The 22,252-nt window shown below is 68.3% G+C and carries 20 protein-coding genes and 1 tRNA gene; 13 read left to right on the forward strand and 8 right to left on the reverse strand.

Annotated elements, in window-relative coordinates:
* Positions 1–73: 73 nt before the first annotated feature.
* Complete coding sequence (fdhD, locus tag ABIE45_RS11650) at positions 74–913, forward strand: formate dehydrogenase accessory sulfurtransferase FdhD (protein ID WP_192706859.1); 840 nt, start codon at positions 74–76, stop codon at positions 911–913.
* A 4-nt stretch (positions 914–917) separates the two neighbouring features.
* Here the strand turns inward: fdhD and ABIE45_RS11655 are convergent, their stop codons facing one another.
* A complete protein-coding gene (locus ABIE45_RS11655) occupies positions 918–1,694 on the reverse strand; it encodes a hypothetical protein (RefSeq protein ID WP_373622312.1) in 777 nt (258 codons plus the stop codon).
* Between the two features lie 622 nt (positions 1,695–2,316).
* On the opposite strand from ABIE45_RS11655, the gene gltB reads away from it, so the two are divergent.
* On the forward strand, positions 2,317–7,032 hold the full coding sequence (gene gltB / locus ABIE45_RS11660; protein WP_192706860.1) for a glutamate synthase large subunit: 4,716 nt from the start codon (positions 2,317–2,319) through the stop codon (positions 7,030–7,032).
* Between the two features lie 101 nt (positions 7,033–7,133).
* On the forward strand, positions 7,134–8,567 hold the full coding sequence (locus ABIE45_RS11665) for a glutamate synthase subunit beta (RefSeq protein WP_192706861.1): 1,434 nt from the start codon (positions 7,134–7,136) through the stop codon (positions 8,565–8,567).
* A gap of 31 nt (positions 8,568–8,598) precedes the next feature.
* On the opposite strand, the gene ABIE45_RS11670 is transcribed toward ABIE45_RS11665, so the two are convergent.
* The 3 genes from ABIE45_RS11670 to galE form a co-directional block, all read right to left on the reverse strand.
* Positions 8,599–10,032, reverse strand: coding sequence for a DUF459 domain-containing protein (locus tag ABIE45_RS11670; protein WP_192706862.1), 1,434 nt, complete (start codon positions 10,030–10,032; stop codon positions 8,599–8,601).
* An 85-nt stretch (positions 10,033–10,117) separates the two neighbouring features.
* Positions 10,118–11,326 carry a lytic murein transglycosylase gene (locus ABIE45_RS11675; RefSeq protein ID WP_192706863.1) on the reverse strand — a complete coding sequence of 403 codons (1,209 nt, stop codon included), beginning with the start codon at positions 11,324–11,326 and terminating at the stop codon, positions 10,118–10,120.
* Between the two features lie 4 nt (positions 11,327–11,330).
* Complete coding sequence (gene galE, locus ABIE45_RS11680) at positions 11,331–12,323, reverse strand: UDP-glucose 4-epimerase GalE (protein ID WP_192706864.1); 993 nt, start codon at positions 12,321–12,323, stop codon at positions 11,331–11,333.
* A 176-nt stretch (positions 12,324–12,499) separates the two neighbouring features.
* On the opposite strand from galE, the gene galU reads away from it, so the two are divergent.
* Positions 12,500–13,369, forward strand: coding sequence for a UTP--glucose-1-phosphate uridylyltransferase GalU (galU, locus tag ABIE45_RS11685; protein ID WP_192706865.1), 870 nt, complete (start codon positions 12,500–12,502; stop codon positions 13,367–13,369).
* Between the two features lie 380 nt (positions 13,370–13,749).
* Here galU and ABIE45_RS11690 read toward each other — a convergent pair whose 3' ends face one another.
* On the reverse strand, positions 13,750–14,652 hold the full coding sequence (locus tag ABIE45_RS11690; RefSeq protein WP_192706866.1) for an N-formylglutamate amidohydrolase: 903 nt from the start codon (positions 14,650–14,652) through the stop codon (positions 13,750–13,752).
* A gap of 206 nt (positions 14,653–14,858) precedes the next feature.
* On the opposite strand from ABIE45_RS11690, the gene cpdR reads away from it, so the two are divergent.
* From cpdR to ABIE45_RS11710, 4 genes are all read left to right on the forward strand, one after another.
* Positions 14,859–15,215 carry a cell cycle two-component system response regulator CpdR gene (gene cpdR / locus ABIE45_RS11695; protein WP_003603128.1) on the forward strand — a complete coding sequence of 119 codons (357 nt, stop codon included), beginning with the start codon at positions 14,859–14,861 and terminating at the stop codon, positions 15,213–15,215.
* A 140-nt stretch (positions 15,216–15,355) separates the two neighbouring features.
* Entirely contained in the window at positions 15,356–15,625 is a 270-nt protein-coding gene (gene grxC, locus ABIE45_RS11700; protein ID WP_192706867.1) for a glutaredoxin 3, read from the forward strand.
* Positions 15,618–16,475, forward strand: a complete 858-nt coding sequence (locus tag ABIE45_RS11705) for a carbon-nitrogen hydrolase family protein (RefSeq protein ID WP_192706868.1) — start codon at positions 15,618–15,620, stop codon at positions 16,473–16,475. Before grxC ends, ABIE45_RS11705 begins: the two co-directional genes overlap by 8 nt.
* Positions 16,476–16,495: 20 nt before the next feature.
* On the forward strand, positions 16,496–16,951 hold the full coding sequence (locus ABIE45_RS11710) for a DUF1178 family protein (RefSeq protein WP_192706869.1): 456 nt from the start codon (positions 16,496–16,498) through the stop codon (positions 16,949–16,951).
* A gap of 87 nt (positions 16,952–17,038) precedes the next feature.
* Here ABIE45_RS11710 and ABIE45_RS11715 read toward each other — a convergent pair whose 3' ends face one another.
* Positions 17,039–17,527, reverse strand: a complete 489-nt coding sequence (locus ABIE45_RS11715) for a disulfide bond formation protein B (protein ID WP_192706870.1) — start codon at positions 17,525–17,527, stop codon at positions 17,039–17,041.
* A gap of 2 nt (positions 17,528–17,529) precedes the next feature.
* The gene (locus ABIE45_RS11720; RefSeq protein WP_192706871.1) at positions 17,530–18,111 is read right to left on the reverse strand and encodes a YqaA family protein; all 582 of its coding nucleotides are present in this window, start codon (positions 18,109–18,111) and stop codon (positions 17,530–17,532) included.
* 126 nt (positions 18,112–18,237) lie between these two features.
* On the opposite strand from ABIE45_RS11720, the gene ABIE45_RS11725 reads away from it, so the two are divergent.
* From ABIE45_RS11725 to ABIE45_RS11745, 5 genes are all read left to right on the forward strand, one after another.
* Positions 18,238–18,322, forward strand: a tRNA-Leu gene (locus tag ABIE45_RS11725).
* Between the two features lie 147 nt (positions 18,323–18,469).
* A complete protein-coding gene (locus ABIE45_RS11730) occupies positions 18,470–19,411 on the forward strand; it encodes an NAD(P)/FAD-dependent oxidoreductase (RefSeq protein WP_373622313.1) in 942 nt (313 codons plus the stop codon).
* Positions 19,408–20,328 (forward strand): histone deacetylase, encoded by a 921-nt coding sequence (locus tag ABIE45_RS11735; protein WP_192706872.1) that lies wholly within the window; start codon positions 19,408–19,410, stop codon positions 20,326–20,328. Before ABIE45_RS11730 ends, ABIE45_RS11735 begins: the two co-directional genes overlap by 4 nt.
* Positions 20,329–20,474: 146 nt before the next feature.
* On the forward strand, positions 20,475–20,648 hold the full coding sequence (locus ABIE45_RS11740; protein WP_192706873.1) for a hypothetical protein: 174 nt from the start codon (positions 20,475–20,477) through the stop codon (positions 20,646–20,648).
* Positions 20,649–20,795: 147 nt separating this feature from the next.
* Positions 20,796–21,038, forward strand: coding sequence for a hypothetical protein (locus tag ABIE45_RS11745; protein ID WP_192706874.1), 243 nt, complete (start codon positions 20,796–20,798; stop codon positions 21,036–21,038).
* A 15-nt stretch (positions 21,039–21,053) separates the two neighbouring features.
* Here ABIE45_RS11745 and ABIE45_RS11750 read toward each other — a convergent pair whose 3' ends face one another.
* Complete coding sequence (locus ABIE45_RS11750; RefSeq protein WP_192706875.1) at positions 21,054–22,220, reverse strand: alanine racemase; 1,167 nt, start codon at positions 22,218–22,220, stop codon at positions 21,054–21,056.
* Between the last annotated feature and the right edge of the window lie 32 nt (positions 22,221–22,252).

The following is a 22,252-nucleotide window of genomic DNA, read 5'->3' on the forward strand; positions in this document are numbered from 1 at the left end:
GCAATTCGTACCCTGGCCGTTGCATCGGGGAGCGGCCGATGAATACGGTTCACGTCCGCCATCGGAGCTCTGAATGTCGACGGTTGCCGAGAGCCTGCCCACTGAACTGCCCTCCGCCTCGGTGCGCGTTCCGATGCAGGTCGTGGCCTATACGGGCGCGCCGCCGCGCTCCGACACGCGGGCCCTTGCGGTCGAGGCACCGGTCAACCTGGTCTACGGCAGCGTCCCACACGCCGTCATGATGGCGACACCCGCCGACCTCGAGGATTTCGCCTACGGATTCAGCCTGACGGAGGGCATCGTCGAGAGCGCGTCGGAGATCCGGTCCACGCGCGTCGAGGTCGGCGATGACGGGCTGCGTCTCCATGTTGAACTAGCGCCTGGCCGCCTCCGCGAACACCTGGCGCGCAAACGCGCGATCAGCGGCCGCACAGGCTGCGGTGTCTGCGGGATCGAGGACCTGGCGCAGCTCCCGCATGCACAGCTGCGGAATGCCCCGGCCGTTCGGGTCACGCTGCCGGCGATTGCCGCCGCGCTCTCGAACCTCGACGCGTCCCAGGTTCTCGGAGCCGAGACCCGGGCGGTCCACGCGGCCGCCTGGGCGCGGCTCGACGGCTCCGTGGCGGTCGCCCGGGAGGATGTCGGCCGGCACAACGCTCTGGATAAGCTGATCGGCGCCCTGATGCGGTCCGGCACGAACGTCGATCAGGGCTTCCTGGTGATCACCAGCCGCTGCTCGTTCGAGATGGTCGAGAAGGCGGCCCGCCTCGGCGCGGCCGTCATCGTCGCCATCTCGGCCCCGACCTCGCTGGCGCTCGAACGAGCCCGGGCGAACGGGTTGACGCTCTGCGCCATCGCGCGCGCCGACACGGTCACGGTCTTTACCGGCGCGGAGCGGCTGCTCGTGCCCTAACGGATCACTGTGCCGCGCCCTGTTCCTTGTCCGCGGTACCGGGAACGATGGTCGCGCCCCCGATCACCCGCACGGGCTTCTTGTCGGCCGGCGGGTCCTTCCAGTCCTGAGCCGGCGGCTTCGAGGTTGCGGCCAGGGTGCTCTCGGAGGTCTTCGCCGCCGGGGTGGGTGCGGTGCTTGCCGGCGGCGCCTTGTCGATGGCCGCCGACTTGGTCTCCGGCTTGGCGTCCGGGCCCGACTCGGTCTTCGCCGCTTCGGCGGGCGCGAGCTTCGGTGCCGGCGCCTCGGGGCTGACGCGGCGGGCTGCCTTTTCCGGCGGGCGGACCGGATTCACCCGGGCGATCTTCCGCGACGACCGGCCGACGCCGTCGGGGTTCACACCATCGGGATTCGGCTCAGGACGCATGGCCTCGCCCGTAGGCCGACGCTGAGGCCGCAGAGTTGGGTCACCTTCCGGGGGAAGTGGCCGCGCGACACGCCGGGGGCCGGCATCCTCTTCGGTCCAGCCGAATCCGGGGGCCGGACGCTCGAGCCTCGCATAGGTCTCCGGCGCGCCGAGACGCTGCCGACCCACGATCGCTCCCATGCCCGGATCGACGAACAGCCGGACCGGCACGCCCGTCGGACTGACCGCATCGACCACGTAGACCCGGCCGTCGAAGCGTGGGCGGCCCACACCCGTGAAGCCGCGGTCGGCGAGGCGCCACGCCACGACCCGCGGCGGCAGGACCTCTTCCTCGAAGGCGAATTGGGCGTTGGCGCTCTGACAAAACCCCAGCACGCCTGCGCCCGACACGAGAGCGGCACAGACCGCCGACCTTGCGGAAATCCGAAAGCGTGAAGCCGTTCTGAGCTTGATTGTCACTCTGGTGCGTTCCCGTTTTGGAGACCCGGCAGAGTACCCGGTTCCGGCATGGCCCGGACCGGTTGATCCGGACCACGACCATGCCGGCGAGGTCGTTGCCCCGCATGCCGCTTGTGCTCGGCCAGCCGGGTAGAGCGTGCGATTCGGGCGAGATTGCGGAGGCGGAAGATCGGGGCCGGACCGGCCTTCCGCAGCGGCCGGTCCGCTGCGTCTCGCGGTCACTTGCTGAAAACATTTCAATCTGGCAATTTCGCGACTTAGGACAGCAGAACTGTCCCATCGGCCGTGCATCCCGGCCGTCGCCGTCTCGCGCGCAGGCGAGAAATCCGGCAGACGGATACGGGCGCGCCAGCGCACCGCTCCTCGAGCGGTCTGGGTCCTCGATGAACGCAGGTTGGCGGACGTGTCCCGGGAGGGACCGGCCGCATGGCCTGCGACATGGGGTCGGAGCGGCGGGCACCGACGGCTCACGGGCACGAAACGTGCTCGTGAGCCAAAGGTTCGGCGGACGGTGTCGAGGTTGGGGACGAGACGAAGCATGTCACATCGCAGACCCGCTGAAGAGTTTGCTGCTTCCACGGTCCAGGCTGCCGCTCCGCGCGGTGGCGCGATGCCGCTCACGGTGCGCGATCCCGCCCTGCCGAAAGCGCAGGGTGCCTACGATCCCGCGCACGAGCGCGATGCCTGCGGCGTCGGCTTCATCGCCGACATGCACGACCGGCGCACGCACGCCATCGTCGAGCAGGGCTTGAAGATCCTCGAGAATCTCGATCATCGCGGGGCGGTCGGCGCCGATCCCAAGATGGGCGACGGTTGCGGCATCCTCACGCAGATTCCGCACGGGTTCTTCGCCGAGGAATGCTCGCGCCTCGGCTTCGAGCTTCCGCCGGCCGGCGACTACGCCATCGGCCAGTTCTTCATGCCGAAGGCTGAGGAGCCGCGCGCGATCATTCAGGAGATCGTCGAATCGGCGCTCGCCGCCGAGGGTCTGCCGCTGCTCGGCTGGCGCGACGTGCCGGTCGATCCGGAGGATCTCGGCGAGGCCGTGAAGGCGACCGAGCCGCATCACCGTCAGGTCTTCATCGGACGTCCGGCCTCGGTTGCCGACCAGGACGCGTTCGAGCGCCGCGTCTACGTCGCCCGCAAGGTGATCTCCAACAAGGTCTACGGCCTCGACGACCCGCGGGTGAAGGAGTTCTACCCGGTTTCCGTGTCGACCCGGACCATCGTCTACAAGGGCATGGTGCTGGTCACGCAGCTCGGCGGCTACTTCCTCGACCTGAAGGACGACCGCTTCGTCTCGGCGATCGCCCTCGTCCACCAGCGCTTCGCCACCAACACCTTCCCGACCTGGCGGCTGTCGCACCCGTACCGGATGGTTGCCCATAACGGCGAGATCAACACGCTGCGCGGCAACGTCAACTGGATGGCGGCACGTCAGGCGAGCGTCGATTCCGACCTGTTCGGCAACGACATCTCGAAGCTGTGGCCGATCTCCTATGAGGGCCAGTCCGACACCGCCTGCTTCGATAACGCCCTCGAGTTCCTCGTGCAGGGCGGCTACCCGCTCGCCCACGCGATGATGATGCTCATCCCGGAGGCCTGGGCGGGCAATCCGCTGATGAGCGAGGAGCGGCGCGCCTTCTACGAGTACCACGCCGCCCTGATGGAGCCGTGGGACGGCCCTGCCGCTGTGGCGTTCACTGATGGCCGCCAGATCGGCGCGACCCTCGACCGCAACGGCCTGCGCCCGGCCCGGTACATCGTCACCGACGACGGACTCGTGGTGCTCGCCTCCGAGATGGGCACGCTGCCGATCCCGGACGAGAAGATCGTGCAGTCCTGGCGCCTCCAGCCGGGCCGCATGCTGCTGATCGACCTGCAGAAAGGCCGCATCGTCTCCGACGAGGAGATCAAGGGCGAGCTCGCTGCTGCGCACCCCTATGCCGACTGGGTCAAGAACACCCAGATCGTCCTGGAAGAGCTGCGTCCGGTCCAGCCGCGCGAGTCGCGCGGCGATGTCAGCCTGCTCGATCGGCAGCAGGCCTTCGGCTACACGCAGGAAGACCTCAAGTTGCTGATGCAGCCCATGGCCGTCACTGGCCAGGAGGCGGTCGGCTCGATGGGCACGGACACGCCGCTCTCGGCCCTCTCCGAGAAGTCGAAGCTGCTCTACACCTACTTCAAGCAGAATTTCGCGCAGGTCACGAACCCGCCGATCGACCCGATTCGCGAGGAGGCCGTGATGAGCCTCGTCTCGTTCATCGGGCCGCGGCCGAACCTGCTCGACATGGAGGGCGCGTCCCGGCGCAAGCGCCTGGAGGTTCGCCAGCCGATCCTCACCAACGCGGATCTCGAGAAGATCCGCTCGATCGGCCATTTCGAGGACCGGTTCGACACCAAGACCCTCGACATGACCTACCCGGCCGAGACCGGCGCAGCCGCCATGGACGGGGCGCTCGACCGGCTCTGCGACCGTGCTGAGGCGGCGGTGCGCGGCGGCTACAACATCATCGTGCTGACCGACCGGGCGGTCGGGCCGGACCGGATCCCGATCCCGGCTCTGCTGGCCACGGCCTCCGTGCACAATTACCTGATCCGGAAGGGTCTGCGGACCTCGGTCGGCCTCGTGGTCGAGTCGGGGGAGCCGCGCGAGGTGCATCACTTCGCGTGCCTGGCCGGCTACGGCGCCGAGGCGATCAACCCGTATCTCGCCTTCGAGACGCTGCTCGAGATGAAGGATGAGTTCCCGCCGGACCTCACCGACGACGAGATCATCTACCGCTACATCAAGGCGATCGATAAGGGCCTGCTGAAGGTGATGTCCAAGATGGGCATCTCGACCTACCAGTCCTATTGCGGCGCGCAGATCTTCGACGCGGTCGGCCTGAACTCGACCTTCGTGGGCCGCGACTTCTTCGGCACGGCGACGACCATCGAGGGCGTCGGCATGGCCGAGATCGCCGAGGAGACGGCCCGCCGCCATCGCGATGCCTTCGGTGACGCGCCGGTCTACCGCAACGCGCTGGATGTTGGCGGCGAATACGCCTACCGGCTGCGCGGCGAGACCCACACCTGGACGCCCGACACGGTTGCGACGCTGCAGCACGCGGTGCGCCTGAACGTGCCCGAGCGCTACCGGGAATACGCCGCGCTGGTGAACCAGCAGGAGCACCAGCTGAAGACGCTGCGTGGCCTGTTCCGCCTAAGGTCTGCCGCCGAGATCGGCCGGGCGCCGGTTCCGCTCGAGTCGGTCGAGCCGGCCTCCGAGATCGTCAAGCGCTTCGCCACGGGCGCCATGTCGTACGGCTCCATCTCCAAGGAGGCGCACGAGACGCTCGCCATCGCGCTGAACTCGTTCGGCGGCCGATCGAACTCGGGCGAGGGCGGCGAGGAGGTGGAGCGGTTCAAGCCGCTGCCGGACGGGCGCTCGCGCCGGTCCGCGATCAAGCAGGTCGCCTCCGGCCGCTTCGGCGTGACGACGGAATACCTCGTCAATTCCGACATGATGCAGATCAAGGTCGCCCAGGGTGCCAAGCCCGGCGAGGGCGGCCAGCTGCCCGGCCACAAGGTCGACGCCAAGATCGCCAAGGTCCGCTACGCCACCCCGGGCGTCGGACTGATTTCGCCGCCGCCGCACCACGACATCTACTCGATCGAGGATCTGGCACAGCTGATCTTCGACCTGAAGAACGTGAACCCGTCGGCGGACGTGTCGGTGAAGCTCGTCTCCGAGGTCGGCGTCGGCACTGTGGCGGCCGGCGTCGCCAAGGCGCGCGCCGATCACATCACGATCTCAGGCTTCGACGGCGGCACCGGCGCGGCGCCGCTGACGTCTCTGAAGCACGCGGGCGGACCGTGGGAGACGGGTCTCGCCGAGACCCAGCAGACGCTGGTGCTCAACAACCTGCGCGGGCGCGTCGCCCTCCAGGCGGACGGCGGCATCCGGACCGGGCGCGACGTGATCATCGCGGCGCTCCTCGGCGCCGACCAGATGGGCTTCTCGACCGCCCCGCTGATCGCGGCCGGCTGCATCATGATGCGCAAGTGCCACCTGAACACCTGCCCGGTCGGCGTCGCCACCCAGGACCCGGTGCTGCGCAAGCGCTTCAAGGGCACGCCCGAGCACGTGGTGAACTACTTCTTCTTCGTGGCCGAGGAGGTCCGGGAGATCCTGGCGTCCCTCGGCTTCACGAAGCTGGAGGAGGCGGTCGGCCGCTCCGACGTGCTCGACAAGGTCGAAGCCATCGCCCACTGGAAGGCGCGCGGGCTCGACTTCACCAAGCTGTTCCACCGGCCGAAGGTGGCCGAGGGCACGGCGATCCGCCACGTCGATGTGCAGCACCACCCGATCGACACGGTCCTCGACCGTCGCCTGATCGCTGGGGCCCAGCACGCCATCGAGACCGGCGAGCCGGTGGTCCTCACCGACACGATCCGCAACTCGGACCGGGCGGCGGGCGCGATGCTCTCGGGCGCGGTGGCAAAGGCGCACGGCCATGAAGGCCTGCCCGACGACACGATCGTGGTGAAACTCGCCGGCACCGCCGGCCAGAGCTTCGGCGCCTGGGTCGCGGCGGGCGTGACCATCGAGCTGACCGGCCACGGCAACGACTATGTCGGCAAGGGCCTGTCGGGCGGCAAGCTGATCATTCGGCCGAGCGATGCGCTGAAATCGCCGCCGGATCGGACCATCATGGTCGGCAACACCGTGCTTTACGGGGCAATTGCCGGCGAGTGCTACGTCCGCGGCGCGGCCGGTGAGCGCTTCGCCGTGCGCAACTCGGGCGCCATCACGGTGGTCGAAGGCATGGGCGACCATGGCTGCGAGTACATGACCGGCGGCGTCGTGGTGTCGATCGGCGAGACCGGCCGCAACTTCGCGGCCGGCATGTCGGGCGGCATCGCCTACGTGCTCGACGAGGACGGCTCGTTCTCGGCGCGCTGCAACCTGTCGATGGTCGATCTGGAGCCCGTCGAGGAAGAGGACGATCTGATGCGCCGCTTCCACCAGGACGGCGACCTGGAGACCAAGGGCCGGGTCGACATCCTGGCCGACATGTCGGGCCACGACGAGGAGCGGCTGACGCAGCTCATCACCAATCACCTCAAGTACACGGGCAGCCCGCGGGCGAAGACCATCCTCGACAACTGGTCGGCCTACCGCACCAAGTTCGTGAAGGTGATGCCGGTGGAGTACCGCCGGGCTCTCCGTGAGATGGAGATGGCGCGGATGCCGGTGGCCGCGGAGTAGCCTGCGCACAAGGCCGGGCGGTGCGCCGCCCGGTCCCGCACACACGAGACGAGACGATGCGGGCAGCGCAGTCACAGACTGGCCGGCCCAGGGGCTGACCAATGGGCAAGATCACAGGCTTCCTCGAATTCGACCGGCAGGAGCAGAAGTATCAGCTCGCCGCCGACCGGGTTCGGCACTTCCGCGAGTTCACGCTGCCGCTGGACGAGCACGACCTCACGAAGCAGGCGGCCCGCTGCATGGATTGCGGCATCCCGTTCTGCCATGGTCCGACCGGCTGCCCGGTCCACAACCAGATCCCGGATTGGAACGACCTCGTCTTCCAGTCGGATTGGGAGGAAGCCTCACGCAACCTCCATTCGACCAACAACTTCCCCGAGTTTACCGGCCGCATCTGCCCCGCGCCCTGCGAGGAGGCCTGCACGCTGAATCTCGAGAACCAGCCGGTGGCGATCAAGACGATCGAGCAGGCGATCGCCGACCGCGCCTGGAACATGGGCTGGGTGAAGCCCGAGCCGGCGCAGACCCGCACCGGCAAGCGCGTGGCGATCGTCGGCTCGGGGCCGGCCGGCATGGCGGCCGCCCAGCAACTCGCCCGGGTCGGGCACGACGTCCACGTGTTCGAGCGCGAGCCGAAGGCCGGCGGCCTGCTGCGCTACGGCATCCCGGACTTCAAGATGGAGAAGCGCCACATCGACCGGCGTGTGCGCCAGATGGAGGCCGAAGGCGTCGTCTTCCACTACAACCAGAACATCGGCGTGACGAAGTCGGTGGACGAACTCAAGGCCGAGTTTGACGCCGTGATGTTCTGCGGCGGCGCCGAGGATCCCCGCAATCCGCAGCTTCCTGGACAGGAGTTGGAGGGCGTCCATTACGCCATGCCGTACCTCGTCCAGTCGAACCGGCGGGTGAACAACGAGCCGATGCGCGGCAACGGCGAGGTGCCGATCCTGGCCAGCGGCAAGAACGTGGTGGTGATCGGCGGCGGCGACACAGCCTCGGACTGTGTCGGCACGGCGTTCCGTCAGGGTGCGCTGTCGGTGACGCAGCTCGACATCCGTCCGCGGCCGCCGGAGCGCGAGGACAAGCTGACCGTGTGGCCTTACTGGCCGACGAAGATGCGGACCTCCTCCAGCCAGGCCGAGGGCGCCGAGCGCGAATTCCAGGCCGCGACGCTCCGCCTCGAAGGCAACAAGAAGGGGCAGCTGACCGGCGTGGTCTGCGCCCGGGTCGATGCCAAGCGCCAGCCGATCGTCGGGACCGAATTCGTGCTGCCCGCCGATCTGGTCTTCATGGCGATTGGCTTCGCCGGCTCAGTGCAGAAGGGGCTTCTCGAGCAGTCGGGCATCGGCGTCAGCAAGCGCGGCAACGTCGAAGCGAACGAGGACGATTACCAGACCTCGGATTCCAAGATCTGGGCCGCCGGCGACATGAGGCGCGGCCAGTCCCTGGTGGTCTGGGCCATCCGGGAGGGACGGCAGGCGGCGCGCGCCATCGACGAGACGCTGATGGGTTCGAGCGTCCTGCCGCGCTAGGGCGATTGGCGATCCGCAGAGCCGTACGGCGTCACCCGGGCGGCCAGCGGAAATCGTCGGCGCGGCCGGGCTGCGGCATGGGCGCATTCCCGCGCAGGAGCGTCCGCTCGATCGTACCGAGATTGTCCGGATCGCGAGGCCGGCCGCTCAGCAGCGCACCACCGGGTGAGACCTCGGCCCGGCTGAGCGGGACCACCGGTCCGGCCGCCGGTTTCACCGGCAAGGCCGGAACGCCCGGAGGTTCCGGCAGGCTCGGAAGCATCGCGGTGATCTGGCGATCGATCGCCGCCGTGTCGGTGAGCTGCGGAGACCCGTCGAGGCTCGGACCCGTGGCCGCGGGCGGCACGCTCGGCGCGATCGTGGCTGTCGGCGGCTGGTCGGCCGGCTGCGGCGCCGTGCCCATCAGCCGCTTCAGCTCGACATCGGCGAAATGCGCCAGCTTCCGGTCGCCGGCCTTCGTGAAATGGACCCCGTCGGCAGTGCGCAGTTTGGCGATCTGGCCCTCCGGGTCCGGGCCCGAGGCGGCGTACCTGTCCCGGTCATCGACGAAGCCGGGCCAGATATCGACGTAGGTCGCGCCGGCCTTGGTCACGCTGTCGCGAATGATGTCGTTGATGGCGGCGAGATCCCGGCTGAGGGCCTCACTCTGGACGGGCGGCAGGCCGACCCAGACCAGCGGCACCTTCTTGTCGGTGAAGACCTTGATGAGGGCATCGACGCGTGCGTGGTACAGGGCACGCCAGCGATCCGTAAGCGGATCGATGGTCTCGTCGCCGTCCCGGATCGGCTGCCGGTCGTTCGCGCCCAGCATGACCAGCGCGTAACGGATCTTGGAATTGCCCTGCAGGGAATCCTGCGCGACCTTGGGCCAATCGACGACGTCCTTGCGGATGAGGCCGCTGTCGCCCTTGGCACGATCGAGAACCGCGACATCGGCATTGTCCTCGAAGACGTCATCGAGGCCCTTCGCCAGATGATCGGCCAGCGAGTCGCCGAACACCGCGATCTGGACGTTCGGCTCGCTCTTGGCGATGGCGGGTTTGGGCGGGGTCGGCGCCCGGGCCGGACGCACGCGCCGCTTGATCGCGGGCGCTGGGCGCTGTGCTTCAGCCGGGGCGTAGTTCGGCCGGGGTCGCGGCGCCCGATAGGTTCGCTCGGGCTGAGGGGCGACGGGCTGGGGCCGGTCCTCCCAGGGCCAGTAGAACTGTCGCGGAGCCTCCTGCTGGGGCGCGTAGCGGGGCTGGCGGCCGTAGGTCCCGTCGTCCCGGTAATATGCATCGCGGGACCGGCGCCTCGGCGGTGCTTCGTAAGTGGCACCGGGACCGGGCTGCTGGTAGCCGTCGCCCCATTGCGCCAGCGCCGGCACGCTGCCAAGCAGCGATAGGCAGGCCAGACACAGCAAGGTCTCCAGGCCGTGAAACACAGGGCGTATCGCGGGACGCCGGTCAGCGACTTTCATGCGCATCCTCCGACCTTATCCCGAACGGCGCCATTGCGGAACGGCTCACGCGCAATCGGCCCGGCTCCCGGCCAAGACCTTGTGCGCGACCTTACTGGTGGGGCTCTGTGCCGCCCTGAATCCGCGCGAGAAGTTTCGGAGTGGCGTACCCGTCTGCCGGCAGGCCTACGCTGATCTGATAACGCCGGACCGCCTCGCGCAACTTCGGGCCTGCACGGCCGTCCGACGGTCCGTCGTAGAACCCGGCCCGCGCGAGAGCGGTCTGGAGCGCCCGCAACCCCGCGCCATCCAGTCTCGCTCCCGCTGCCGGCCACGGCAATGCGAGCGGCGGACCCCCATCCAGACGGTCGGCCAGGTGGCCAACGGCCAACGCGTAGGAATCCGACGTGTTGTAGCCGCGGATCACCTCGAAATTGTCGGTGATCAGGAAGGCCGGCGCGCCCAACCCGCCCGGCAGGAACAGGCTGGCGCGACCGCCCTCCGGCAGCAGTTTCCCATCCGCACGACGAACGCCTCTCTGCGCAAACGCGCTCAGGTCGCCCGTATAGCGGGACAGGTCGAAGCCGTCCGGCAACAGCACCGCATAGCCCCAGGACACGGACGGATCCCAGCCCAAGTCTTTAAGATAGCCGGCGATGGAAGCCAGCGAATCCGCGTCGCTCGTCCAGATGTCCCGGCGGCCGTCGCCGTCGAAATCGACCGCGTGGGCCAGATAGGTGGAGGGCAGGAACTGGACCTGACCCATGGCGCCTGCCCAGCTGCCGCTCATGCGCTCGGGGCTGATGTCCTTGCGCTGCAGGATCGTCAGCGCGGCGAGGAGCTCGTCCCGGAACAGGTCGCCCCGGTGCCGTGCCTGGGCGAGGGTCGCCAGGGCCCGGACCGTCGAGACGCTGCCCGCGCTCGCTCCGAAATCGGATTCGATGCCCCAAAACGCCAGGATCACCGGGCCCGGCACACCGTACCGACCCTCGATCTGCCTGAGGGTCGTGGCGAGCGACGCGGCTCGCGCCCGGCCCCGATTGATCCGCCCCGCCGACACGGCGCCGACGAGATAGTCCCAGACTGGCCGCACGAATTCGGTCTGACGCCGCGTTCGTGCCAGGACCGCCTCGTCCGGCGCAGAGATCCCGCGAAAGGCCGCGTCGAACGTCTGTGCGGATACCCCGCGTGAAGCGGCGTCGGGGCGCAGGGCCTCGATGAAGGCCCGAAACGCGCCGTCGTCGCCTGCAGCCGCGGTGGCCCGGATCGGGCCAGCGGCCAGGTACAGGCTGGCGGCCAGCAGTGTTCTGCGCGACGGCATCCGGTCAGAGCCGATTGCGCGTGCCGAGATGCTGCTCCCAGGCGAGCGCTTGGGCGACGATCGCGTCGAGGTCGTCGTGGCGAGGCTTCCAGCCCAGCCGATCGCGGATCAGCCCCGCCTCGGCGACGATCTGCGCCGGATCTCCGGGCCGGCGCGGGCAGAGACGCACCTCGAAATCGCGGCCGGACAATCGCTTCACCACATCGATGACTTCGAGCACCGAGTAGCCGCGGCCGTAACCGCAATTCAGCGTCAGGCTCTCGCCGCCGGCTCTCAGGTGATCGAGCGCGACCCTATGGGCTGCGGCAAGGTCGGAGACCTGGATGTAGTCGCGCAGGCAGGAGCCGTCGGGCGTCGCGTAGTCGGTCCCGAACACGTCGAGCCGTTCGCGCTGCCCGAGGGCGGCCTGCGTGGCGACCTTGATCAGGTGCGTGGCGTTGGGCGTCGACTGCCCGGAGCGGCCGGCCGGATCAGCACCGGCCACGTTGAAGTAGCGCAAAATCACGTAGGAGAAGCCGTGGGCGGCCGCCGCGTCGGCGATCATCCACTCGCTCATGAGCTTCGATCGGCCGTAGGGGTTGATCGGCTTCAGCGGCAGATCCTCGGGGACGGGCACGACCTCCGGTTCCCCATAGACGGCTGCCGTCGACGAGAAGATCACATGCCGCACGCCGGCACGCACCGAGGCCTCGATCAGGGAGCGCGTCTTCACGGTGTTGGCAAGGTAGTAGCCCAGCGGATCGGACACGGAGTCCGGCACCACGATCCGGGCGGCGAAATGAGCCAGCGCATCGATCCTGTGCTGCAGGATCGTCTGCGTGACGAGCGCTTGGTCCGCCACGTCGCCGACCACAAGCTTGACACCTTCCGGGACGGCCCAATCGAAGCCCGTCGACAGATCGTCCAGGACGACGACCTCCTCATGGCCGGCATCGAGCAGCGCCAGAACCATGTGGCTGCCGATGTAGCCGGCGCCTCCCGTCACAAGGACCGCCATGTCACCCCCTCCGGTGCCGTTCTCGCCACGCCCGCGCACGCCCATGCAGACGGTATATTTACGGCGGTTTGCCTCATACTATTGCCGCAGCGCTCTTGCGACGCTTCGCGATAGCCTATCTGACAGGCCGCACCGTTGACCACGTTCTTCCGTTCCGTTGCCGGGGTTACCTTTCGATGAAACCGATCCGCAAGGCCGTCCTGCCCGTCGCGGGCCTGGGCACGCGCTTCCTGCCCGCGACCAAGGCGGTCCCCAAGGAAATGCTCACGGTCGTCGACCGACCCGTCGTTCAGCATGTCGTCGATGAAGCGCGCGAAGCCGGCATCGAGCACTTCATCTTCGTCACGGGCCGCGGCAAGGCGGTCATCGAGGACCATTTCGACATCGCCTTCGAACTCGATCACACCTTGCAAGAGCGTGGGAAGACTGCTGCCTACGAGGAGTTGAAGAAGGATCTGCCCAAGGCTGGTCAGACCAGCTTCACCCGTCAGCAGGCGCCCCTCGGCCTCGGCCACGCGGTGTGGTGTGCCCGCGAGATCGTCGGCGACGAGCCTTTCGCCGTGCTGCTGCCGGACATGCTGAGCCGCGGCTGCATGCAGCAGATGCTGGCAACTTACGAGCGTCATGGTGGCAACGTCATTGCCGTCGAGGAGGTCGCGCCCGAGGAGACCCATCAGTACGGGATCGTGAGTGTCGGCGAGACCTACGGGCAGTCCTTCCAGATCACCGGCATGGTCGAGAAGCCCAAGCAGGGTACGGCGCCCTCGAACTTCATCATTTCCGGCCGCTACATCCTGCAGCCCGAGATTTTCGGGATCCTCGAGCACGGCAAGAAGGGGGCCGGCGGCGAGATCCAGCTCACGGACGCGATGATCGACTTGATGGAGTCGCAGGACTTTTTCGGCATGCACTACGAGGGCCGGACCTACGACACAGGCTCCAAGCTCGGGTTCCTCACGGCGAACCTGGCCTACGCCCTGGAGCGAGAGGATCTCGCAGGGCCCTTGCGGTCCGAGATCGCCAAGCTCCTGAAGGAGCAGCACTGAGGCGCCGGGCCTTCTCGCCTGCGGATCTCGACAGGGAAGGCCGGGGCGCTCTCGGCATTACTCCGGATGACGCCAAGATGGCTCGGCGCGGAAAACGCGGCCGGGCCATTTTTTCGGGTGAGCACGCTCGTTCCGTTCGCTGGAGACCGGCGGGCGCTTCGGACACGCGGCTCAGGTATGCACTGAGGGCGGAGCCTAGACCCAGATTGCCCTTGCGTCTTGTGCGGCGCACTTTATTTTGTGCGTTGCGAGATCGCGATGGCGTCGCGGTCACGTAGCCCTTCTTGGGCGTTTCCTCCCTAGACTTCGGGCCGCTCCTTCGGGAGTGGCCTTTTTTCTTGGGCGTTGCGGTCTCTTGGTGAACGCTGGGTATCCCGCTTCTATTCCGCCGCCATTCGGCGGGGCGTCAGATCGCCCAGATCGGACGCGACCTCGGCGATGATGGATGTCAGCGCCTCCGCGAGATCATCGAAGCCCGCCGTCATCGCGAGACTGCCTTCGTTCATGTAGAGCCCGCGGCTGACCTCGATCTGCAAGGCATGGCGCCCGAGATTCGGCTCGCCGTAATGCTCGGTGATGAAGCCGCCCGCATAGGGCTTGTTGCGAACCACGCGGAAACCCCGCGCCCGAAAAGCGGTCTCGAACCCGTTGATGAGGCTCGGGGCACAGGCCGTCCCGTAGCGGTCACCCAGCACCACGTCGGCCTTCATCTCCGGATCGCGCCCGAGGCTTGAGGACGGCATTGAGTGGCAATCGATGAGCACGCAATGCCCGTGGCTGCGCGCCGTCCGCTGGACGAGGCCGCGCAGCGCGCGGTGATAGGGCTTGTAGAGCCCCTCGATCCGTGCCGTCGCCTCGGTTACCGGCAACCTGCGCGCGTAGATCTCCTGCCCGTCGGCAACAACCCGCGGAACCGTTCCCAGCCCGCCGGCGACCCGCATCGAGCGCGTGTTGGCAAACGACGGCAGCCGGCCCTCGAACATGCGCGGATCGAGTTCGAAGGGCTCGCGGTTCACGTCGAGGAATGCGCGCGGAAAGTTGGCCCGCAGGAGCGGCGCACCGAGGGCGACCACCGATGCGAACAGGCGATCGACATACGCGTCTTCCGAGCGGCGCAGCGTAAGCGCGTCGAGTCGGGACGCCGCGACGAAGTCGGGGGGGTAGACGGCTCCGGAATGGCCGGTATTGAAGACGAAGGGCAGGATGTGCGCCGCCGGCTCGTCGACCGCGAAGGCCGGGGCAAATCCGAAGACGTCTGGCTCGACCGGTACGGGCGCGATCATCGGCTGGTGGACACCCCGGCGGTTGTGAAAGCACGGCAGGTCCGCACTGTGCGGCGCGATCGACCGCCTGTCCACTCGGCGCCCGCCAAGGGTGCCGTCGCCAAAGGGTCACGCGGCGTGCGCTGCGGGGTCCATCCTAACACCTTGTTTACCATCGCCTCCCTTTATGGGATCAACAACGCGACTCGAAGGCTCGGATCCGGCCGATGAAAATCCTGCTGGCGGAAGACGACAACGATATGCGCCGGTTTCTGGCGAAGGCGCTGCAGAATGCGGGATACGACGTCCTGTCCTTCGACAACGGCCTCTCGGCCTACAACCGGTTGCGCGAGGAACCGTTCGAGCTGCTGCTGACCGACATCGTGATGCCGGAGATGGACGGCATCGAGCTTGCGCGGCGGGCGACCGAACTCGACCCCGACATCAAGGTCATGTTCATCACCGGTTTCGCGGCGGTCGCGCTGAACCCGGATTCCAAGGCTCCGAAGGACGCCAAGGTCCTGTCCAAGCCGTTCCATCTGCGCGACCTCGTCAACGAGGTCGAGAAGCTGCTGGCGGCCTGACGGCAAGACCGGCGGAGCGGAGTGCCGGCCTTCGGCACGCCGCAGCGGGAGGACGAGTCCTCCTGTGACCACACGGGCATAGGCAATTCGGATCGCGCGCTCCTATATGGCGGGAGATCACGCGCGGGACGATGAACGCCATGCAGCCGGTCACCATCTACACCACGGCCTGGTGCCCCTATTGCTCGGCGGCCAAGAGCCTGCTGAAGGAGAAGGGCGTCGCCTTCCAGGAGATCGACGTCGAGCGCGTGCAGGGCGCACGCGGCACCATGGTGGAGAAGGCAGGCGGCCGCACGAGCGTGCCGCAGATCTTCATCGGCGGCACGCATGTCGGTGGCTGCGACGATCTCTACGCGCTTGATCGGGCGGGCAAGCTGGATCGACTGCTGAAGGACACGGCCGATGCCTGACGCACGCTTCACGGCCGCCTGCGTGCAGATGCGCTCCGGTCGCGATCCGGGCGTGAACCGCGATGCGGCTGTGGCCGGTGTCCGTGAGGCGGCGTCGCGCGGTGCGGATTATGTCCAGACCCCCGAGATGACGTCTCTGGTTGAGCGGAATCGGGAGCGTCTCTTCGCACATGTCACCGGCGAAGATCAGGACCAGACCCTGTCTGCCCTGCGCGAGGCCGCACGAGAGACGGGCGCGGTGGTTCAGATCGGCTCGATCGCGGTGCGGTCTGGCGACAAGATCGCCAACCGCGCCTACCTGATCGGCTCGGACGGCGAGATCCTCGCATCCTACGACAAGCTTCATCTCTTCGATGTCGACCTGCCCAGCGGCGAGCGCTGGCGGGAATCGGCCACCTATACAGGCGGCGCCTGCGCGGTGGTCGCGGCGACGCCGTGGGCCATGCTCGGGCTCACGATCTGCTACGACATCCGGTTTCCCGGCCTGTACCGGGCTCTGGCCGAGGCGGGGGCGGAGGTGCTGACCGCGCCGGCCTGCTTTACCCGCCAGACCGGCGAGGCGCATTGGCATGTCCTGCAAAGGGCGCGCGCGATCGAGACCGGCTCCTTCGTCATGTCGGCGGCTCAAGGCGGTCTCCACGAGGATGGCCGCGAGACCTTCGGCCACTCGCTGATCGTCGATCCCTGGGGCCGCGTCCTCGCCGACGCGGGTGGCTCAGAGCCTGGCGTGATCCTGGCGGAGATCGACCTCGCGCAGGTCGCGGATGCCCGGGCGCGCATCCCCTCGCTCAAGCACGGCCGCACCTTCTCCGTTGAACGGGTTGGTCCTCAGATCCGGGCCGCACAGTAGACAGAACAGCAAGCAAGAGAATGATCCGGTACAGTCTCGTCTGCGAGGCCGGGCACGGCTTCGAGAGCTGGTTCCCGTCCTCGGATTCCTACGATGAACAGGCCGCACGCGGGCTCGTGACCTGCCCGGTCTGCGACAGCGCGAAAGTCAGCAAGGCCCTGATGGTGCCGCGTGTCGCCCGCACGGATCGCGAGCGCTCATCTGTCCCAGTCCCGGCGCAACCGGACCAGCCGCAGACCCTGATCGCGGAGCCGGAGCGACAGGTCCGGGCCATGCTGCGGGCGCTGCGCGAACACGTCGTGGCCCATTCGGAACATGTCGGCGAACGCTTCCCCGAGGAGGCCCGCAAGATCCATTACGGTGAAACGGAAGGCCGCTCGATCTATGGTGAGGCGAGCGCCGCCGAGGCGCGCGCGCTCATCGAAGAGGGCATCGAGGTGGCCGCGATCCCGATCCTGCCCGACGATCGCAACTGAATCTGCGGTTCATCCTCCAGGGCGGAGGCTAAGCCTCCAGGCGCGTGCCTTAGGCCGGGATCATCCAGGCTTAAGACACGGGCCCGATCAGGGGCGCGCAGCCGCGGTGCCAGCGAGGGAGGCCAGCGCGAAGGAGACGAGCGCGTTCCAGCCGGCGAGGGAGATGCCAAGCACCCGAAGCGCGGCGACGGAGCAGTCCACGACCTTCGTGGATCCCAGCGCGTTGAGGAAGTCGCCCACCTGACCAGGGTTGGCGCCGGTGCCGCCGCCGCAATCGGACGGTCCCGGCCAGAACCCCCACTCGGCGCCGGCGTGATAGACCCCGACGCCCGTCCCATAGAGGAGGCCGAGGGCGGCGAGACCGAGGGCAATCCGGCCGATCCGCTCCGGTGCCAGCAGGGCGATTAGCCCGAGCGGCAGTGCGGCGTAGAAGGGCAGACGCTCGGTCAGGCAGAGCTTGCAGGGCGCGTAACCGTATCCGTGTTGCAGCACGAGAACGGTCCCCACCGTGAGGGCGGAGAAGATCGCAAGCCACAGGCCAGCCGTCTTCACACGCAGTGCTGCCGCCGTGTTCATCACTACAGGATCACTTTGAAGAGGAGGAAGCCGAGGACGATGACGGCAACGGAGATTGCCGCCACCGCGTTGAGGTGCCGATCCAGAACGCCGCGGATCTGGACGCCGTAGCGTCCGAGCAATCCGGCCAGGATGAAGAACCGCGCGCCGCGGGTCACGATCGACAGCACCGTGAACCAGAACAGGCTGTAATGGGCGAAGCCCGAGGTGATGGTGACGAGCTTGTACGGGATCGGCGTGAGCCCTTTGAGCAGGATCACCCAATGGCCGTAACGCGCGTACGAATCCTGGAACGTCGCGGCTGAGTTCTGCAGGCCGTACAGGCGGATCAGCCACTCGCCGACGGAATCGAACAGCAGCGCGCCGATCGCGTAGCCGACGAGACCCCCGAGAACGGACGCGATCGTGGCGATGGTCGCGTAGAACCAGACCCGGTCCGGACGGCTGACCGCCATCGGCACCAGCATGGCGTCGGGCGGGACCGGGAAGAACGAGCTTTCGGCGAATGCCACGGCGCCGAGCGCGTAGGGCGCGGAGGGCCGGCCGCTGAGGGCCAGGATCCACGCGTAGAGCCGGCGGAGCATTCAACATCCTGGATGGAAAGACCGGTCGCCCTTTGAGCATAGGTGCCCGGTCTTGGCCAGATCGACCGCGGGCGCGAAAAACACACTTGGCCCCCGCGGCCGGTTCGTGCGAAGAGCGCCGGGCACGCGGGTATGGCGGAACTGGTAGACGCGGGCGACTCAAAATCGCCAGCCGAAAGGCGTGGGGGTTCGATTCCCTCTACCCGCACCATGCGCGCCCGTGATCGGAATACGGCTGCGGCATCCTGCACGCACGGTGCCGCGCAACCATCCAAGCCTTCCCCTGACTTTGCTGGCCACGCTCCTACTTTCTGACGCGGCCGGCTGAGCGGGCCGGCCTTGGGAGTGGATCGAGGGTGTGAAGAAGCGCCGAACCGTCGCGATCCTCGGAACCGGCATGGCCGGTGCGACCGCCGCCCGGATGCTCGCCGATGCTGGCCTGACCGTGCAGGTTTTCGATAAGGGGCGGGCGGTCGGCGGCCGCATGGCGACCCGCCGCAGCGCGTCCCTGCAATTCGATCACGGTGCCCAGTTCATGCGGTCGCGCGGATCCGTCTTGGCGGCGCGCCTCGCGGCGTGGGAGCAACGGGGGATCGTCGCCCCCTGGGTCGGGGCGGAGCGCTGGGTCGGCGTCCCCGACATGACCGCGCCGATTCGCGATCTCCTGGCCGGCCTGTCCGTGCGATCTGCGACCACGATCACGCGGATTCGACGGGACGACGGCGCTTGGTATCTCGACGACGCTGGGGGTGGGGTGCACGGCCCGTTCGGCGCCGTGGCGATCACCTTTCCGGCGCCGCAGACCGCCGCTCTGCTCGACGGATCCGGATACGCGCTCACCGATGTCGAACGCGCCTCGTATGCGCCCTGCTGGTCGGTGATGGTGGCCGCCGAAGGCGGGCCGACCGGCGACCTGATCGAGCCGCGGGAGGACCCGGTCGGTCTCATTGCTCTCGATGCGTCAAAGCCGGGCCGCCCGGAAGGCGTTCGCCTGACGATTCACGCGACGGCCGATTGGTCGCGCCGCCATTTGGAGGAGCCGCGCGAGACGATCACCGCCAGCCTCATCGAGGCTGCGGCGCGGCATCTTCGCGTTGCGCTCCGGCCGACCCATGTGGAGGCCCATCGTTGGCGCTACGCACAAGTCGAAACCGCTCTGGACGTGGCCAGCCTGTACGATCCGGCTCTCGGTCTCGGTGCGGCCGGCGACTGGTGCCTCGGGGCGCGTATCGAGGCCGCCCACGACAGCGGGGCGGCGCTGGCCCGGACGATCGCGGCCGACCTGAACGGGGCCGCATGATTCCGCCGATCGCGTTCCATCCGGCTTATGAGGCGAGCTTGCCGGCCGGACACCGCTTCCTGATGCGCAAGTATGGGCTGCTGGCGGAGACCCTGATCGCCAAAGGGCTCGCGCCGCTCGGCTTCGTGACGCCAGAGTTGGCCACCGCCGAGATCCTCGTCCGCGCGCACGATCATCGCTACGTCGAGGCGGTGCTGACGGGCACGGTGTCGCGCGAGATTGAGCGCGCCATCAGCCTGCCGATCGATCCGGCCGTGGTCCGGCGCTCGCGCGCATCCGTGGGTGGGACCCTGCTGGCGGCGCGCCTGGCGCTGTCGGAGGGGCTGGCCGGGAGCGCGGCCGGCGGCTCTCATCATGCCAGGCGGCAGCAGGGCGCCGGCTTCTGCGTACTCAATGACGTCGCAGTCGCGGCCCGCACGCTCCAGGCCGAGGGCTTGGTCCGCCGCGCCCTCGTGGTCGACTTGGATGTCCATCAGGGCGACGGCACCGCGGATTGCCTCGCCCTGTGTCCGGAGCTGTTCACGCTCTCCGTCCACTGCGAGAACAACTACCCCGCCCAGAAGATCGCAGGCGACCTCGATATCGGTCTGCCGGATCGGCTCGACGATGCCGGCTACCTCGAAGTGTTGCGGACGCACCTCCCGCCGCTGCTCGATGCGCTGGCGCCCGATCTGGTCTTCTACAATGCCGGAGTCGATCCCCACCGGGATGACCGCCTCGGGCGCCTCTGCCTCTCCGACGCGGGCCTTCTGGCCCGCGACCGCTACGTCGTCGCGCAGGCCCGGGCCCGCGGCATTCCGCTCGTGGCGGTGATCGGCGGCGGATACACGACGGATGTGGAGGCGCTGGCCCAACGGCACGCGCTGGTGTTTGAGGCCCTGGCGGCCGAGGCCGCGACGCGCCCACCCCACAGGTGAGGCCTGAATGCATCAGGTCGCGAGCGACAGAGCTCGCGTCCGAATCGGGAAAGGTTTTGGGAAGGGCTGCCTCACAGGATGGCAGGACCGCGGCCCCTCGAGGTGCATCCGCGGCTTGGACGCAGTGACGCCCCTGAGGTTTGGCCATGCTCGCGCGGGTCTGGGACGTGGTGAAGGCGACGCTCGCCGTGTCGGCCCTGATCGCCGCCGCACTGGTGTCTGCCGACAAGCTCGACCGACAGCGCACGTCGCCGGTGCCTGGCGCGGCGGTGGGCGAGCCCGCCATCACGGGCGCGATCACGCCCGCCGGGCGCCCTTAAGCCCGCGGCTCTCCCGCAAAGATCTCCGCAGCTCTGCGACAGATTGTGCACCAATCCGACGGCAACCTCGGCGGTTACCGGCGTTCTTGCCCGGCCCCGCGACCTGCGCGTACGCGCCGGCCGCTTCGCCGGAAAGGATCCGGTTCGATGAAGTCCGCCACCTTCGCCCTTCTGGCCGTCGTTGCCGGAGCGGTGCCTGCAGTTGCGGAAACGCGGGCCGAGCGCTCCGCATGCACACCCGACGTGCTGCGCCTATGCGCCGCCCAGATTCCAAATGCCGGCGCGATCACGGCCTGCCTGCATGAGAGGCGCGCCACCCTCAGCCCTTTATGCCGGACCGTCATGGAGGAATCCGACGCTCCGATGCGGTCGGTGGCTGCCCGCCGTTGAAACCGTACGACTGATTCACCAGCCGTTGATGCGCGGCCAGACCTGGCCAGTCATCGCGCCACCGCGGATCACGTGGTAGCGGTCGTGCTGGGCCCCGGTCGCGCAGGCGTGGTTCGGCAGGATGCGCAGGCGCGTGCCGATCGGCAGATCGGGCAGTGCGGCGGACGAGCCCTTTCGCAGGGCCAGGATGCCGTGCTCCTGATTGGCGTCCCGCACGATCAGATCCGGATAGGGCAGGCCGGCCCGGTCACAGACGAGACCGTAGCCCTGGTCGACCGTTTGGCGGGCCGTGCCCCTGTCTCGGGAGAGCGCCATCCAGCCGGCATCCGTGATGATCCAGCCCCTGTCGCGCTGGTGCCCGATCACCGTCGTGAGGATCGTGAGCGCGATATCGTCCACCGCGCAGGAGCCGACGCCGGCCTGGAACAGGTCGCCGATCATGAACACGCCGGCGCGCACCTCCGTTACGCCGTCCAGGGTCTCGGCGTAGCGGGCCGTCGGGGTCGAGCCGACACTGACGATCGGGCAGGGCAGCCCAGCGTCCCGTAGGATCGCGGCGGCCGCGACGGCGGCTCTGCGCTCGGCCTCCGCGGCGGCGCGCAGCGCGGCGGGGTCGCTCAGCCCGTAGCTGTCGCCGGCATGGAGCAGCACGCCGCGCAGGGCGGCGCCGTCGGAGAGCGCGCGGCCGATGGCGATGAGCGTGTCGGCATCGCGCGGCGCGACACCGGAGCGGTGACCGTCGGCATCCACCTCGATCAGCACCGGCAGGGGATCGCCGTTCTGACGGCTCCAGGCCGCCACCGCGTCCGCCTGCGCAACCGAATCGAGGATGATCGCGAGGTCCGTGTTCCAGCGCCGGCGAATCGCACCGACCCGATCAAGCTTGTGTGGCGCGATCCCGACCGCGTAGATCATGTCGCGGACCCCGCCTTCGGCGAAATACTCGGCCTCCCGCAGGGTCGATACGGTGGCCGGACCATCGGGACTCGCCATGGCGGCGCGCGCGACATCGAGGGATTTGGCGGTCTTGAGATGCGGACGCAGGGTGACGTGCATCGCATCGAGATGCCGGCGCATCCGGTCGATGTTGGCCCGCAGCTTGTCCGCGTCGAGGACGAGGCATGGGGTGTCGAGCCCGCCGAGGCCGTCGCGCTCCGTACCCGTCCCGCTCTGACCGATCATCGACCCGCTCCTGTCCTCGCTGACGCAGCGGC

Origin of the sequence: Methylobacterium sp. OAE515, assembly GCF_041806315.1 — a bacterium.
GTDB classification, from domain to species: domain Bacteria; phylum Pseudomonadota; class Alphaproteobacteria; order Rhizobiales; family Beijerinckiaceae; genus Methylobacterium; species Methylobacterium tardum.